Genomic DNA, 13,843 nt, shown 5'->3' with positions numbered 1-13,843 from the left:
ATGATGGCGGCCTCGCTTCCGTACAGGTCGCCCATGCTGCTCCTCGTCGCCCTCGTGCTGGTGTTGATCCTCGGACCGCTGCTGTTCGGCGTGGCGGGATGGCGCAGAGCGCGCGACGAAGCACCTGTCGCGCGACGCCCCTGGAACTGGACGCTGGTAGCGGTGTCCGCGCTGCTCTACACGCTGGCGTTCAACCTCATCTTCTTCGTCCAGGAGCTGTTCCTGGTCCTACCGAAGGCGCTCACGCCGGGCCTGCGGCCGACGCTGTTCCACAACAACCATCGCTGGGAAGGACAGCACGCGCTGGCCAGCCTGTTCCAGGGCACCGGCGCGCTCGCGACGATCCTCGCCGGACTGTTATGCCTGGCACTGCTGCGCCGCGCGAACCTGCGCTCGATGCAGGTGCGTCTGTTCCTGTTGTGGATGGGTTACTGCGGATTGCTGATGGCGCTGCCGCAGGGCGTGATAGGCGCGGTCAGCGCTGGCAGCGACGTCGGCATGGCGATGGACTACCTGCACCTGTCCGTCGCCGCCAAGCACTTCGTCGCCCTGCTCTGTCTCGTCTCGATGCCGCTGGTCGCGCTAGCGTTGTTGCGGCCGGTATTGGAACTGGCCACGAGCGCGGACGACATCGCCACCGCCGCAGCGCGCACGCGCTTCGTCGTGCAGGCCGTGATGCTGCCGGTGTTGATCGGCACCGCGCTGGTGATCCCGTTCCGGGTGCCGCGCGAAGCGCTGGAAGTGGTGTTCCTGCCGGTGGTCGTCGGCTTCATCGGCGCGGCGTGGATGGTCGCCGGCGCGTGGTACGTGCGCGATGCGCGGCCGTCGGGTTCGTGGATCGAATCGCTGGTGCTGCCGCTGCTGGCGGCGATCGCGCTGCTGCTGGTATTCCAGCTGCTGCTGCGCCCGGGCGTCGCGTTCTACTGAGCCCGGGCGCGCAGCGCCTGCTCAGTTGCGCACGTCGACCACGACGGCCTCGCCATCGCTCATCACTTCGACCGAACCCGCCGCGACCAGCGCACTGTCGCGCTCTTCGGCCGACAGCATCTGGTACTTGCCGTCGATGAGGAACACGGTGGGCTTGTGCGGATCGAGGGTGAGGCGATTGCTCGACGCGTACTCGCCGACCAGCGCCTGCACGGAGACGATGCCGCGCTCCTTGAGCGACTGCGCGCTGTAACTGGACTTGTGGCTCAACTCGCCCGCAAAGGCGAACCCGCTCGCCAGCAGGGCGAGCGCGGTTGCGGCTCGGATCATGTCCCTTCCTCCCCAGGATGGACCGCGCGGCTGATTCGCCACGGGCGCGGTCATTACAGGGAGTGCGCGCGCCGCGATCAAGCCCCGGGAGGCGGCAACTGCGACCGGAATCACGACCGTCCGTCGGATCGCCCCTCCGGTCGCGGGAACAGGGCCGGCACGCGCCTTCGCGCGCCGGCCCGCGGGGTCACTCGGTAGTGCCGCTTTCCGTGTAGCGCTCGTGCAGCTTGACCGGCTGGACCTTGCGCTGCTCGCGCTTGCGGATCCACAGGTTGACCATCTCCACGAACACCGAGAAGGCCATCGCCGTGTACACGTAGCCCTTGTTGATGTGCTGGCCGAAACCGTCGGCGATCAGCACCAGGCCGATCATGATCAGGAAGCTCAGCGCGAGCACCTTCACCGTCGGGTGGCGCTCGACGAAATCGCCGATGGGACGCGCGAACATCAGCATGAAGACGATGGAGATCAGGATCGCGGTGACCATCACCCAGCGCTGGTCGACCATGCCGACCGCGGTGATGATCGAGTCGAGCGAGAACACGATGTCCAGCACCATGATCTGAGCGATCACGCTGCCGAAGGTGGCGGTCGCGACCGAGCCGGCGCTCACCGATTCGCTGGCGCCCTCGAGCTTCTGGTGGATCTCATGGGTGGCCTTGGCGATCAGGAACAGGCCGCCGCCGATCAGGATCAGGTCGCGCCACGAGAACTCATGGCCCATCACGGAGAACAGCGGCGCGGTCAGTCCGATGATCCAGGCGATGGTGAGCAACAGGCCCAGGCGGGTCACCGCGGCGAGCGTGATGCCCAGGCGGCGCGCCTTGTTGCGCTGCTCGTACGGCAGCTTACCGGCGAGGATGGAGATGAAAATGATGTTGTCGATGCCGAGCACGAGCTCGAGCGCCGTCAACGTGGCAAGTGCGATCCAGATTTCGGGATTGAGTAGGATTTCCATCGGGTGTCGTCGTGTCGTGGAATTGCAGGCCCACGCACGAAACGCACCCTGGGAATCTCGGGACGCACCTTCGCCGTGGAACGGCGAAGGTCTTGCTCACAGGCCGGTCGGCCCGCTGCTGCACCGGAGGAAAAACCCTCGTAGTGACGGCGACAGCACGTTGGAGCTACTCCCCTTCGAACCGCGATCCTAGCACGCCCTTCGCGACGGTCGCCGCCGTGAGCGCGCGACCCGCGTGAATGGCGCTTCAGGCATACCCCGCGCTGAGTCGCCGCAGGCGCAGTTGTTGTTCGGCCCGATCCGCCCGGGTGAGCCGCGGCGGCGGGTCGTCCCGGCGCGGCGGCCGAGCCGGCACGCGGGGAACACGCGGGCGTGAAGCCTTCACGGGGGCGGGCTTCCGGGAGCTCATCGGGGGATACCTGGGCCTTCGGGTGATCAGCATCGCCGCAGCAAGGTTAAGGCGCGGCGAAACCTGCATTGCAGCGGCGCGGATTCGCCGCGCATTTGCGTCATGCACTCATGACGATGCGTCATGTCACTTTGCGCGCGACCGTCAGGCCGAGGATCAGCAGAACGATCGCGATCACCAAACCCACCCAGAACAACAACTTGGCCACGCCCATCGCCGCGCCGGCGGCGCCGGTGAAACCCAGCGCACCGGCGATCAGGCCGATGACCGCGAAGATGATGGCCCACTTGAACATGGCGTCGACTCCGTCGAATCGGGAGGTTCCACGCTAGCCAGCGCGACGTCGGCCGGGCGTGAGCGACCGCGCGCGCCGTTCATCGTCGCGACGCGCCGGTCAGCCGCGCACGATCGGCAGGGTCACGTCCACGAGGCTGGGGTCGTCGGGGTTGGTGACGACGGAGAACCCCAGGCGCCGGCACATCTCGATCATGGTCCGGTTTTCCTGCAACACCTCGCCCTGCACCACGCGCAGGCCGAGCCAGCGCGCGTACTCGATCATGATCTGCATCAGCTGCCAGCCCAGCCCGTGGCCCTTCAGGTCCGAACGCACCAGGATGCCGTACTCGCCGTGATCGTAATTGGCGTCGGCGTGGATGCGCACCGCGCCGAGCATCTCGCCGCTGTCGGGATCGACCGCCACCAGCGCGATCGATCGCGCGTAATCGAGCTGGGTGAGCTGGGCGATGAACTCGTGGGTGAAATTGCGCACGGTCTGGAAGAAGCGCATGCGCAGGTCCTCGTCCGACACGCGGCCGAAGAACACGCGGAACATCTCCTCGTCCTCCGGCCGCACCGGGCGCACGAACGCCTGCGCGCCGTCGGACAGCGTGATCGTGCGTTCCCACTCCTTCGGGTACGGCAGGATCGCGAAGCGCGGGTGACCCGGACCCTTGTGCAGCGCACGCGAGGCCGACACCCCGATGCGTGCGTCCACCGCGACCAGCCCGTCGCGGTCGGCGAGCAGCGGGTTGATGTCGATCTCGCGGATGCCGGGCACGTCCGCCACCAGCTGGGCGAGCTTGACCAGCACCAGCGCGACCGCGCGCTCGTCGGCGGCGGGCACGTCTCGGTAGCCCTTGAGTACGCGCGACACGCGGGTGCGCGCGATCATTTCGTGCGCCAGACGCAGGTCCAGCGGCGGCAGCGCCAGCACCTTGTCGTCGATCACCTCCACCGCCGTACCGCCACGTCCGAACACGATGACCGGACCGAACGTCTCATCGTCGACCACGCCGGCGATGAGTTCGCGCGCCTTGGGCCGCACGACCATCGGGTGGATCGTGACGCCCTCGATGTGCGCGTCCGGTCGCGCCGCGCGTGCACGCTGCAGGACGCCCTCGGCGGCCTCGCGCACCGCCTGCGCGCTGAACAGATTCAAGCGCACGCCGTCGACGTCCGACTTGTGGTCGATGTCGGGCGAAAGGATCTTCACCGCGACCGCCGCGCCGTCGGCGAGCATCGGCTCTGCCACGCGCGCGGCTTCGTCGGCGTCGCGCGCCAGCGCGACCGGCGTGATCGGGATCCCGTACGCGCCGAGCACGCGCGACGCCTCGACCGGATCGAGCCAACGGCGTCCCGCGGCAATGGCGGTGTCGACGATCGTTCGCGCCGTCGCCATGTCCACGACGAGGTCGTCGGGCAGGCTCGGCGGGGTTTCCATCAACGTCAGCTTGGCTTCGCGGTGGCGCACGAGGTACATGAAGCCGCGCACCGCCTCGGCCTCGCTGGCGTAGCTGGGAATGCGCGCGGCATTGAGGTGCGCGATGGCGTCTTCGTCCGCTCCCAGCCAGACCGCGAACACCGGCTTGCGGGCGATCTCGCGTGGCAGCGCACTGCGCGTTTCGGCAAGGGCGCGCGCGCGGCTCTCGGCGTCAATCAGTGCGGTGGGCACGTTGAGCACGAGGATCGCGTCGTTGCCCGGATCGGACATCAGCGCGCGGAATGCGGCAGCGTACGAGGCGTGGTCGGAATCGCCGTAGAAGTCGATCGGGTTCGTGCCGGGCCACGCGGCCGAAGCGATCTCGGCCATCGCCTCGCGCGTCGCGTCCGACAACGTCGCCAGCGTGCCGCCCATGTCGAGCAGGCGGTCGGCGGCGAGCTGCCCGGTGCCGCGGCCGTTGGCGAAGATCGCCAGTCGCGGCCCGGGGAAGGTGTCGGTGCGGCCCAGGGTTTCGGCCGCCGCGAAGAGTTCGTCGAGCGCGCGCACGCGCAGCATGCCGGCGCGATGGAACGCGGCGGAATACACCGCGTCCGGCGTCGCCAGCGCGGCCGCGTGGGTCGCCGGGGCCGTGGCACGCGCCTGGTGACGGCCGGACTTCACCACCACCACCGGCTTCAATCGCGCCGCCGCGCGCGCAGCCGAGAGGAACTTGCGGGCGTCGCGTATCGATTCGACGTACAGCAGGATCGCGCGGGTGTGGCGGTCGCGCGCGAAGTAGTCGAGCAGGTCGGCGAAATCCACGTCGATCGCATCGCCGAGCGCGGCGACGGCGGAGAAACCGATCGAACGGATCGCGCCCCATTCGGCCAGCGCGGCGGCGATCGCGGCCGATTGCGAGATCAGCGCGATGTCGCCCGGCTGCGGGCCGTGCGCGGCGAAGCTGGCGTTGAGCCGCGAATGCGGTGCGATGACGCCGAGGCTGCTCGGTCCGACCACGCGCAGCGAATGCGCGCGCGCCATCGCCTGCAACTCCTCCGCCAACGAGCCCTCGCCCTGGCCGAGGCCGGTCGTGGTCACCACCACGGCCGAAGCGCCCTTTTCCGCCGCGGCGCGCGCGTGCTTGGGCACCATCGCCGCGGGCGTGGCGATCACCACCAGTTCCGGGGTGAAGTCGAGATCCTGCAGGCGAGCGACCGTGGCGATGCCTTCGATCTCGCGATGACGCCCGTTCACCACGCCGATGCGCCCCGCGAATCCGCCGGCCAGCAGGTTGTGCACCACGGCGCGGCCGATCGAACGCTGGCGCGGGCTCCCGCCGACCACGGCGACGGAGGCCGGAGCGAACAGCGATTGCAGGGAATAGGTACTCATGGACTCGCGATCATCCTGCGCCGATCCGTGTCGACGCATCTTGAGCGATCTCAAGATCGAAGAGGCGAACCGGCCTCCCGGACGACCGGCGCGAACCAATCGACGCCGTCCGCGCACGGCGTTAGTATTTTCACTAACACGCCGCCCGGTACCGGTGTGACCGTCGCTCGCGTGACCTCCACCAGCCGCAAGATCCTTCACGTCGACATGGACGCCTTCTACGCGTCGGTCGAACAGCGCGACGACCCGAGCCTGCGTGGCCGGCCGGTGGTCGTGGCCTGGCGTGGTGCGCGCTCGGTGGTGTGTGCGGCCAGCTACGAAGCACGGCGCTTCGGCGTGCGCTCGGCGATGCCGGCGATCCGGGCCGAACGCCTGTGCCCGCAGGCGGTGTTCGTGCCGCCCGACTTCGTTCGTTACAAGGCAGTCTCGCGCCAGGTGCGCGAGATCTTCGAACGCCATACCGACCTGATCGAACCGCTGTCGCTGGACGAGGCCTACCTCGACGTCACCCGGACCCGGACCGGGCTGCCCACCGCGACCGCGACGGCGCAGTCGATCCGCGAGGCGATCCGCGAAGAGACGCAGCTCACCGCGTCGGCCGGCGTGGCGCCCAACAAGTTCCTCGCCAAGATCGCCTCGGACTGGCGCAAACCCGACGGGCTGTTCGTGATCCGCCCCCATCAGATCGAAGCCTTCCTCGCGCCGTTGCCGGTCGGTCGTCTGCCGGGCGTGGGCAAGGTCATGGAAAAGCGCCTGGAGGAATTGAACATCGCCACCGTCGCGGACCTGCGCACGCTCGGCGAGGCGGAACTGGAGCTGCGCTTCGGTCGCTGGGGCCGGCGCCTGTACGAGCTGTCGCTGGGCATCGACGAGAATCCGGTCGAACCCTACCGCCCCACCCTGCAGATCTCGTCCGAGGACACGTTCGAACGCGACCTGCCGCTGGGCGAACTGGAGTCGCACATCCGCCGGCTCGCGGAGAAGACCTGGGAAGGCTACGGGCGCGAACTCGAACGCGATCCCGAACGCGTCGCGCGCACGGTCGTCCTCAAGCTCAAGACCGCCGACTTCCGCATCCTTACCCGCAGCCTCACACCGGTGGAGCGTCCGACCTCGCTGGCGCAGCTGGCCGAGATCGCCTGCGAGCTGCGCGCGCGCGTGCCGCTGCCGGACGACACGCGCTACCGGCTGGTCGGCGTCGGCCTGTCGGGTTTCGGCGAGCGCCATGAGGCGATTGCGCAGCGCGATCTGTTCGCCGCATCCGCCAGCATCGGCGACGAGCCCTAACGGCGGTCGTAGAGGCCGGCCGCCTGCATCGCACGCTGCGCCTGCTGCAACGCGTCGGCCTTGCGCGCATCCAGCCCGCTGCGTGCGACGAAGTCGGCAAGGTCGCGGAATGCACCGTCGCTGCGGCGACTTTCCAGTGCGCGTGCGATGGCCGCATCGTCGAGATCCGGCAACGCGCGCAGGGCCTCGGCCTGCGCGGTGTTGAGGTTCACCGGCACTTCGTCCGATGGCATGCCGGGCAGCTTCGTCGCGCTGCGCCCCATCAGCCACAGGTCGGGACCGAGCGCCGCGCGCAGCTTCGACGGCGACGCCGCCACGTCCTTGTGCAACTGCGCCATCTGCGCGCGCGCCGGCTTGAGCCGTTCGACATAACCGGCCATGTCGCCGATGCGGCCGCGCTCGGCCATCGCTTCGCTCGCGCGTGCCAGCGCGGGATCGGCGGTCGCGCCGTAGGTGGTATCGAGCACGATGCCGCGCACGCGGGCGCAGTCGTCCGGCACGTCCGCGCAGTAGCGCTCGACCACTTCGAGGAACACCGGTGTATCCGGCTCGATCTTCCACGTCGCCGATCGCGCCAGCGTGCGGAACAGCGGCGCGTAGCGGGCGACCACAGCATCGCGATCACCCGCGCCGGGTGCGAGCCAGCGATAGAACAGCGTCGCGATGACACCCTCCGACGACAGCATCTGTTGGCCGTTCTTCAGCCGCGCGGTATCGAAGGCGGTGCTCTCGTTCGCACGCGCCAGCGCTTCACCGGCGTTGCCCGGCGGCACCAGTTGCGCCTGCACGAAGCGGTTTCGACGCACGCCGTCGATGCGACCGCTGCGGTCGAGATTGCTCAGCCAGTACGGCAGGAACGGCTTGTCCTCCAGCCCTTCCGTCTGCGCGCGCAGGCGCTCGTTGCGCGAATGGCGGCGCACCACGCTCTGGAAATGCGTGGCGAAACCTTCGTCGAAAGCGGTCGGATAATCGGTCACGCTCATGCTGCTATGCGGTGTGCGCGAATAGCCGTACGGCAATCCCGGGAACAGGCGACGCAGGAACACGTGACCCATCTCGTGGGTGAAGATTTCCTCGAAGCCGCCGTCGGCCACGATGTCCGCATCGACGACCAGATCGACGAACAGCTCATCGACGTAGCGACGCTTGCCGTCCTCTTCGAGCCAGAAGCCGCGCCGGGCGAAACCGCCGTCTTCGGCCGAAAGGTAGAGCCAGGTCGGCACGAGCGTCTTCGCGCCCGCGATTCGCTGCGCGCTCTCATCCAGTGCCAGCACGGTGGCGAGGAAACCTTCCCGCGCTTCGCGCTGGACCAGATCGAACAGTTCGCCCGAGCGCACGCGCGTCACCACCGGCGCCGGCTTGCCCTTGGGATCGGCCTGCACCTGCGGCTGCCCCTCGGCCATCACGGGCGCGAGCACGCCCAGTTCAGCTGCCTGCGTCGCGGACGTGGCCAGCGCGATCGCCAGCCCCACGACCCACCCTGCCGTCTTACTCATCGCACCGACCTCCTCGCCATCCCCGCAGGATCGCGCCTGCGTGCGGGATTCGCGCCTGCCAGGCGGCCGCCCACTGGCGACACTTGCCCGGGCGGCGATCCTGTTGCAGTCGCCTTCCTGTGCGAAAAACGCAGTCCGCTGCGACGACAGGCAGCCGCGTGTCAGGCGTGCGGGACGCAGCGGCCGAACAGATCCAGCGTGGGGTCGTACTCCGGCGTGCTGACCTGCATCAGCCCGAGCACCGAGTGGAACAGGTTGTCGTGGCTGGCCGGCGCACTGCTCTCGCGCTTCATGCAGTCAAGGTCGACGCCGCGATCGGCGGCGAAACCGGAGGACAGCCACATCACCATCGGCACGCGCGTCTGCGTGTCCGGTGCGATCGCGTACGGGACACCATGCAGGTACAGGCCGTTCTCGCCGAGCGATTCGCCGTGGTCGGACACATAGATCAGTGCAGTGTCGCGATCGGTGCGCGCGGCGAGCGAGCGGATCGTGCGCGCGAGGAACTCGTCCGTGTACATCACCGCGTTGTCGTAGGCGTTGACGATCTCCTCGCGACTGCATCGACCGAGCTCCGCCGTCCCGCACGCGGGCACGAAACGGCGCAACCGTGCGGGATAGCGCTTGTAATAGCTCGGACCGTGATTGCCGAGCTGGTGCAGCACAACGACCATGTCGCCGGGACGCTGCGCGACCTCCTCCGCCAGTCCGTCCAGCATCACTTCGTCCAGGCAGCCTTCGGCGTCGCAGCTCTGCGGATCCTGCGCATGCTCGAAGGACTGGTAGGCGAGCCCTTCGCACACGCCCTTGCAGCCGGTCTGGTTGTCGCGCCAGAGCGTGCGTATGCCGGCGTGTTCGAGCACGTGCAGCAGCGATTCGGAATGCTTGATGCGCTCCTCGTCGTAGTGCGCGCGACCGTACGGCGAGAACATGCACGGCACCGACACTTCGGTCGCGGAACCGCACGACGTGACGTGCGGGAAGTTGACCGGATCGATGTCGTGCAGCTGGGGCGTCGTCTGGCGCGCGTAACCGTTGAGTCCCCAGTTCTGCGCGCGAACGGTCTCGCCGACCACCAGCACGAGCAGGCGCGGCTTCGTGCCCGGCGCGCGTCCGACCACATGCGCATTCGTGCCGACAGGCATGCGCGGGCGGTTACGGTCGGCCTGGTCGTCGAGCACGACACGCCCCAGCGACACGAGGTAGTTGCCCGGCGTGATGAGGTGTCGCACCTCGTGATGGTTGCGCATGAGCGCGGAGATGTTCTGGAACGACGACAACGCCGCGCCGACAGCGACCACCGAAGCGACGGCGACCCACGCGATACGCACCGCGACTGCGCGCATCGGCGGGCGGGCGCGCAACTTCACGCGCCACACCATCAGCGATGGCACCACGCCCAGCCACAGCAGAGGCGGCAACACGCCGAACGAGATCAGCTCGCCAGACTCCTTGCCGTCGGTGTGCAGGATGTTGCGCAGCATGTCGGGGTCGAGATAGACCGTGTACTGACCCATGAAGTGCGTCGCGACGGCGGTCACCAGCAACAGCACCGTCAACACGGGCTTCGCGCTCCAGCGGTTGAGCAGCAGGCACAGCAGCACCACGTTGAGCGCGGCGATCATCACCGCCAGCGCGACGCCGGTCATCGCGCCGCTCCATCCCGACAGCGTGCCGGTCGCCGCCACCGCACGGAAGAAGGCGACATTGCAGAACACGGTGAAGAATCCGCTGGCGATTATCGCAAGCCGTTCGACCGTGATTTCGGGACGCCGCGCGAGGAACGGCTGAAGGCGCCTGACCAGCTCGCCGGCAGCGTCGACGCGCGTGCGATAGCGGACGACGGAGCTCATCGGACCGCCACGAACGAATGCGAAACGAGCGCGCGCGGCGCGTCGTCCGACCGATGCCAGAAGGCCAGATGCAACGACAGCACGGCTGTCCAGCAGATCGCCAGTGTCCACACGTCGTGCGAGAGGAAATGCGCACCGCGCAACTGCTGGCCGATGCCGAACACCAGACCGACCGCAATGCCCAGTGCGAGGCCGAGCCAGCGCCAGCGGGGTCTCACGGTCCACAGAAAGAAGTACAACGACAGCCACGCGTAACCGCCACTGGCGTGTCCTGCCGGAAAGCACGCGCCGCGCGACAGGTGCAGCGGGCGCAGGTCGAACAGCCCAACGTACGGACGCTGGCCGCCGTAACGCACCAGATCCCACGGGCAGTCCATGTTCGACCACGACTTGAGCCATGCGACCGACACCGCGGCCACGCCCGTGGCGATCCACAGGTAGGCGAGCGGCTTGGCCCATCGCGCCCAGCGTTCGCGAGAACGCGCCACCAGCCATGCAATCAGCACGCCTACCCATGCCAGTGCGCTCAGATCGCGACCGATCCCGTGTATCAGCGCGTCCGTCAGGAAGGCATCGCGCAACTGCCACCGATGGCCTTCCCACGCATAGAGCCGGTCGGCCAGCCAGGTGTCGCCCCCCATGCCCATCGTGACCACCACCAGCGCGACGAACACCGCCAACGGCAGCCAGGCGTGCAAGAGGAAGAAGCGCGCGTCGTGGCGGACGACGAACGGCACGGTCGTCGCATCCGGTATCGGCCGGGCGGAATCGCTGCGTACGCGGCGCATCATCGAGGGTGGACGGATCATCGGACAGCACAGGAGTCGGGACGGCGCGTATCATCGAAACCGTGGTGTCGGAGAGCGGTCGTATTCGAAGGCATTCCGCGTCGTGCAAGCGGGCGAGATTCAGCTTCGCGTCGCGATGCGATGCGGTCACTGAATCATCCGCGCAAGGCTCACCGGATTCCGACGTTCTTCCCACGAAACGCGGCGAATACTGGACGGCTGGCCGATCCTGGCCGCGTCATCGAAAGGACGGCGACATGCGCCTGCTGGTGGTGGAAGACAACCGCAATCTCGTCGCGAATCTCTTCGAGTATTTCGAAGCGCGCGGCCACGTGCTCGACGCCGCGCCGGACGGGCAGACCGGTCTGCACCTGGCGGTCGCGCAGGAGTACGACGCGGTGGTCCTCGACTGGATGCTTCCGCGCATGGACGGACGCGAAGTCCTGAGCCAGTTGCGCCAGGCCGGCCGCGACGTGCCGGTGCTGATGTTGACCGCGCGCGACGAGCTGCCCGACAAGATCGCCGGTTTCCGCGCCGGCGCCGACGATTACCTGACCAAGCCCTTCCACCTGCCCGAACTGGAAGTGCGGCTGGAAGCACTGGTCGCGCGTTCGCACGGACGCGGCCGCTCGCGTGTGCTGCAGGTCGGCGATCTGCGCTACGACCTGTCGACGCTGGAGGCAACGCGCGGCGGCCGCCTGCTGCATCTGTATCCCGCCTGCCGAAAACTGCTCGAAGTGCTGATGCAGGCCAGTCCCGCCGCGGTCACGCGCGAGCGCCTCGAACAGGCGTTATGGGGCGACGATCCACCCGACGGCGACATGCTGCGCTCCCACATCTACGAACTGCGCCGCAGCGTCGATGGTCCGTTCGCGGTGAAGCTGATCCAGACCCTGCCGCGCGTCGGTTATCGCATCGTCGAGTCCGCACCGGTCGAGACGACGATGGAAGAAGACGCATGAGCGCGTCACGCTCCGGCCTTCGCCAGCGCATCGTGCTCGGGCTGATCGGCTACGTCGTGGTGCTGACGCTGGCGGTGATCGCGCATGGCTTCATCGTCAACGAACACGCCGAACAGCTGGTCTGGCAGACGCTGCTCGATTCGGAGATGGACCACCTGGTCGAGCTGCGTCGCCAGGATCCGAACTTCCGCTGGGTCGACACGTCCAACATCGCGTTCTACGACGGCGTCGACCCGACGACGTTGCCCGAGGCGCTGCGCGGACTGCCGCCGGGCGTGCACGACGAGATCCTCGTCAACGGCGTCGAACGGGTGGCACTGGTGCGTGAGGTCGACGGCCGCCCGCTGATCCTGGCGCTCGACATCACCGACCTGGAGCAGCGCGAGTTCGACATGAGCCTGACCGTGATGGGCTCGGCGGTCACGATGATCGTGCTGTTGGGCATCGCCATCGGTTTCAGCGTGAACCGGCTGGTACGGCCGCTGCGCGACGTGGCGCGCGACATCGCAGCGCTGCGTCCGGACCAGCCGGGCCAGCGCGTGGAAGTGCCGGGCAATGCCAGCTCCGAGATGGTCGTCATCTCCGATGCGGTCAACGATTACCTGCAGCGCAACGATCGTTTCGTCGAACGCGAACGCGCCTTCATCGACAGCGCGAGCCACGAGTTGCGCACGCCGATCGCGGTGATCGCCGGCGCGAGCGAGATCGCGTTGCAGCAGCCAGACCTGCCGCAGCAGGCGCGCGGCCAGCTCGCGCGCATCCAGCGCACGGCGCGCGAGGTCGAAGACCTGATCTCGGTGCTGCTGGTGCTGGCGAAGGACCCGGCGCGGCTGGCGCGCAGCAGCGACCGCGTCGCGCTGGAGCAGCTGATTCCCGAGATCGTCGACGCGCATCGCCATCTCACTCGCGACAAGGACCTGCGCCTGGAGATCGGAGCGATGGCGCCGAGTGAGATCCTCGCGCCGCTGCCGATCGTGCAGGCCGCCATCGGCAACCTGCTGCGCAACGCGATCGAGCACAGCGACCGCGGGCGCATCAGTGTGCGGGTGGAATCGCCGGCAACGGTGGTCATCGACGACCCCGGCCACGGCATGACGCCGGAGGAGATCAGCGCGATCTACGCGAAGATCGCGCGCGGCGGCGGACGCGACGGCGGCGGTATCGGCCTGGACCTGATCTCGCGCCTGTGCGAACACCTGGGCTGGCGACTGGACTTCGCCTCGGACCAGGGCCGGGGGACGACGACCACGTTGCGCTTCGCATGACCGATGCGCCTTGTCGGTTCCGTTCGCCCTGCTAGGCTCCGCCCCACCCGCACACGGAACCGCAGGCATGGCTCACGGATGGAAGATCGCGGCATTGCTCGCCGCAGGTATGTTCGCCGTCGCCTCGCTGGTGGCGGGCGCACCGTGGCTGGAACACACCCTGCCCGGCGGACTGCCGCTCGGCAATGCGCTGGCGGCGGTCGGACTGTGCGCTCTCGCGGGCGCGGCGGTGCTGCTGGCGGGACGACGCGGCATGGTGCGCGTCGCCGCGCTGGGCGCGCTGGCGCTCGCGGTGGTCTGGCTGCCGGTCTCGGTGGCGATGGCCGGCAACCTCACGCTGGTCTTCAGTGGTGGGCGCGGCGATGCCTGGATCGCGTTGAGCCTGGCCACGGTGGTAGCCGTGCTGTGCGCACTCGCGATCGCATCGGCGACCGCGCTGGTGCGCCGCGCGCGGCGTGCACCCGCGCGCGGCTGAGG

At 68.4% G+C, this 13,843-nt stretch carries 12 protein-coding genes; 5 read left to right on the top strand and 7 right to left on the bottom strand.

The window, feature by feature from the left end; all coding sequences use genetic code 11:
• Positions 1-33: 33 nt before the first annotated feature.
• A complete protein-coding gene (locus tag FOF45_RS13890; RefSeq protein WP_158985843.1) occupies positions 34-927 on the top strand; it encodes a hypothetical protein in 894 nt (297 codons plus the stop codon).
• 21 nt (positions 928-948) lie between these two features.
• On the opposite strand, the gene FOF45_RS13885 is transcribed toward FOF45_RS13890, so the two are convergent.
• From FOF45_RS13885 to FOF45_RS13870, 4 genes are all read right to left on the bottom strand, one after another.
• A complete protein-coding gene (locus FOF45_RS13885; RefSeq protein ID WP_158985841.1) occupies positions 949-1,257 on the bottom strand; it encodes a hypothetical protein in 309 nt (102 codons plus the stop codon).
• Positions 1,258-1,444: 187 nt separating this feature from the next.
• Positions 1,445-2,215, bottom strand: a complete 771-nt coding sequence (locus tag FOF45_RS13880) for a TerC family protein (RefSeq protein ID WP_158985839.1) — start codon at positions 2,213-2,215, stop codon at positions 1,445-1,447.
• 530 nt (positions 2,216-2,745) lie between these two features.
• A complete protein-coding gene (locus FOF45_RS13875; protein ID WP_158985837.1) occupies positions 2,746-2,919 on the bottom strand; it encodes a DUF1328 family protein in 174 nt (57 codons plus the stop codon).
• Between the two features lie 99 nt (positions 2,920-3,018).
• A complete protein-coding gene (locus FOF45_RS13870; RefSeq protein WP_158985835.1) occupies positions 3,019-5,715 on the bottom strand; it encodes a bifunctional acetate--CoA ligase family protein/GNAT family N-acetyltransferase in 2,697 nt (898 codons plus the stop codon).
• A gap of 171 nt (positions 5,716-5,886) precedes the next feature.
• On the opposite strand from FOF45_RS13870, the gene dinB reads away from it, so the two are divergent.
• Entirely contained in the window at positions 5,887-7,002 is a 1,116-nt protein-coding gene (gene dinB, locus FOF45_RS13865; protein WP_267902655.1) for a DNA polymerase IV, read from the top strand.
• On the opposite strand, the gene FOF45_RS13860 is transcribed toward dinB, so the two are convergent.
• From FOF45_RS13860 to FOF45_RS13850, 3 genes are all read right to left on the bottom strand, one after another.
• The gene (locus FOF45_RS13860) at positions 6,999-8,498 is read right to left on the bottom strand and encodes a ComEA family DNA-binding protein (RefSeq protein ID WP_158985833.1); all 1,500 of its coding nucleotides are present in this window, start codon (positions 8,496-8,498) and stop codon (positions 6,999-7,001) included. The two genes, dinB and FOF45_RS13860, sit on opposite strands and share 4 nt — an antisense overlap.
• Before the next feature lie 161 nt (positions 8,499-8,659).
• Positions 8,660-10,351 carry a phosphoethanolamine transferase gene (locus FOF45_RS13855; RefSeq protein WP_158985831.1) on the bottom strand — a complete coding sequence of 564 codons (1,692 nt, stop codon included), beginning with the start codon at positions 10,349-10,351 and terminating at the stop codon, positions 8,660-8,662.
• Complete coding sequence (locus FOF45_RS13850; RefSeq protein ID WP_158985829.1) at positions 10,348-11,088, bottom strand: phosphatase PAP2 family protein; 741 nt, start codon at positions 11,086-11,088, stop codon at positions 10,348-10,350. Before FOF45_RS13850 ends, FOF45_RS13855 begins: the two co-directional genes overlap by 4 nt.
• A gap of 308 nt (positions 11,089-11,396) precedes the next feature.
• Between FOF45_RS13850 and FOF45_RS13845 the strand changes: the two genes are divergently transcribed.
• From FOF45_RS13845 to FOF45_RS13835, 3 genes are all read left to right on the top strand, one after another.
• A complete protein-coding gene (locus tag FOF45_RS13845) occupies positions 11,397-12,101 on the top strand; it encodes a response regulator transcription factor (RefSeq protein ID WP_158985827.1) in 705 nt (234 codons plus the stop codon).
• The gene (locus FOF45_RS13840; RefSeq protein ID WP_158985825.1) at positions 12,098-13,366 is read left to right on the top strand and encodes a sensor histidine kinase; all 1,269 of its coding nucleotides are present in this window, start codon (positions 12,098-12,100) and stop codon (positions 13,364-13,366) included. The genes FOF45_RS13845 and FOF45_RS13840 overlap by 4 nt, the downstream gene beginning before the upstream one ends.
• 67 nt (positions 13,367-13,433) lie before the next feature.
• The gene (locus FOF45_RS13835; RefSeq protein ID WP_158985823.1) at positions 13,434-13,841 is read left to right on the top strand and encodes a hypothetical protein; all 408 of its coding nucleotides are present in this window, start codon (positions 13,434-13,436) and stop codon (positions 13,839-13,841) included.
• The last annotated feature ends 2 nt before the right edge of the window (positions 13,842-13,843 follow it).

The sequence above is a fragment of the Lysobacter panacisoli genome, from assembly GCF_009765165.1.
GTDB lineage: Bacteria > Pseudomonadota > Gammaproteobacteria > Xanthomonadales > Xanthomonadaceae > Lysobacter_J > Lysobacter_J panacisoli.
The sequence above is the reverse complement of the archived record's forward strand: the minus strand, read 5'-3'. Positions and strand labels throughout refer to the sequence as shown.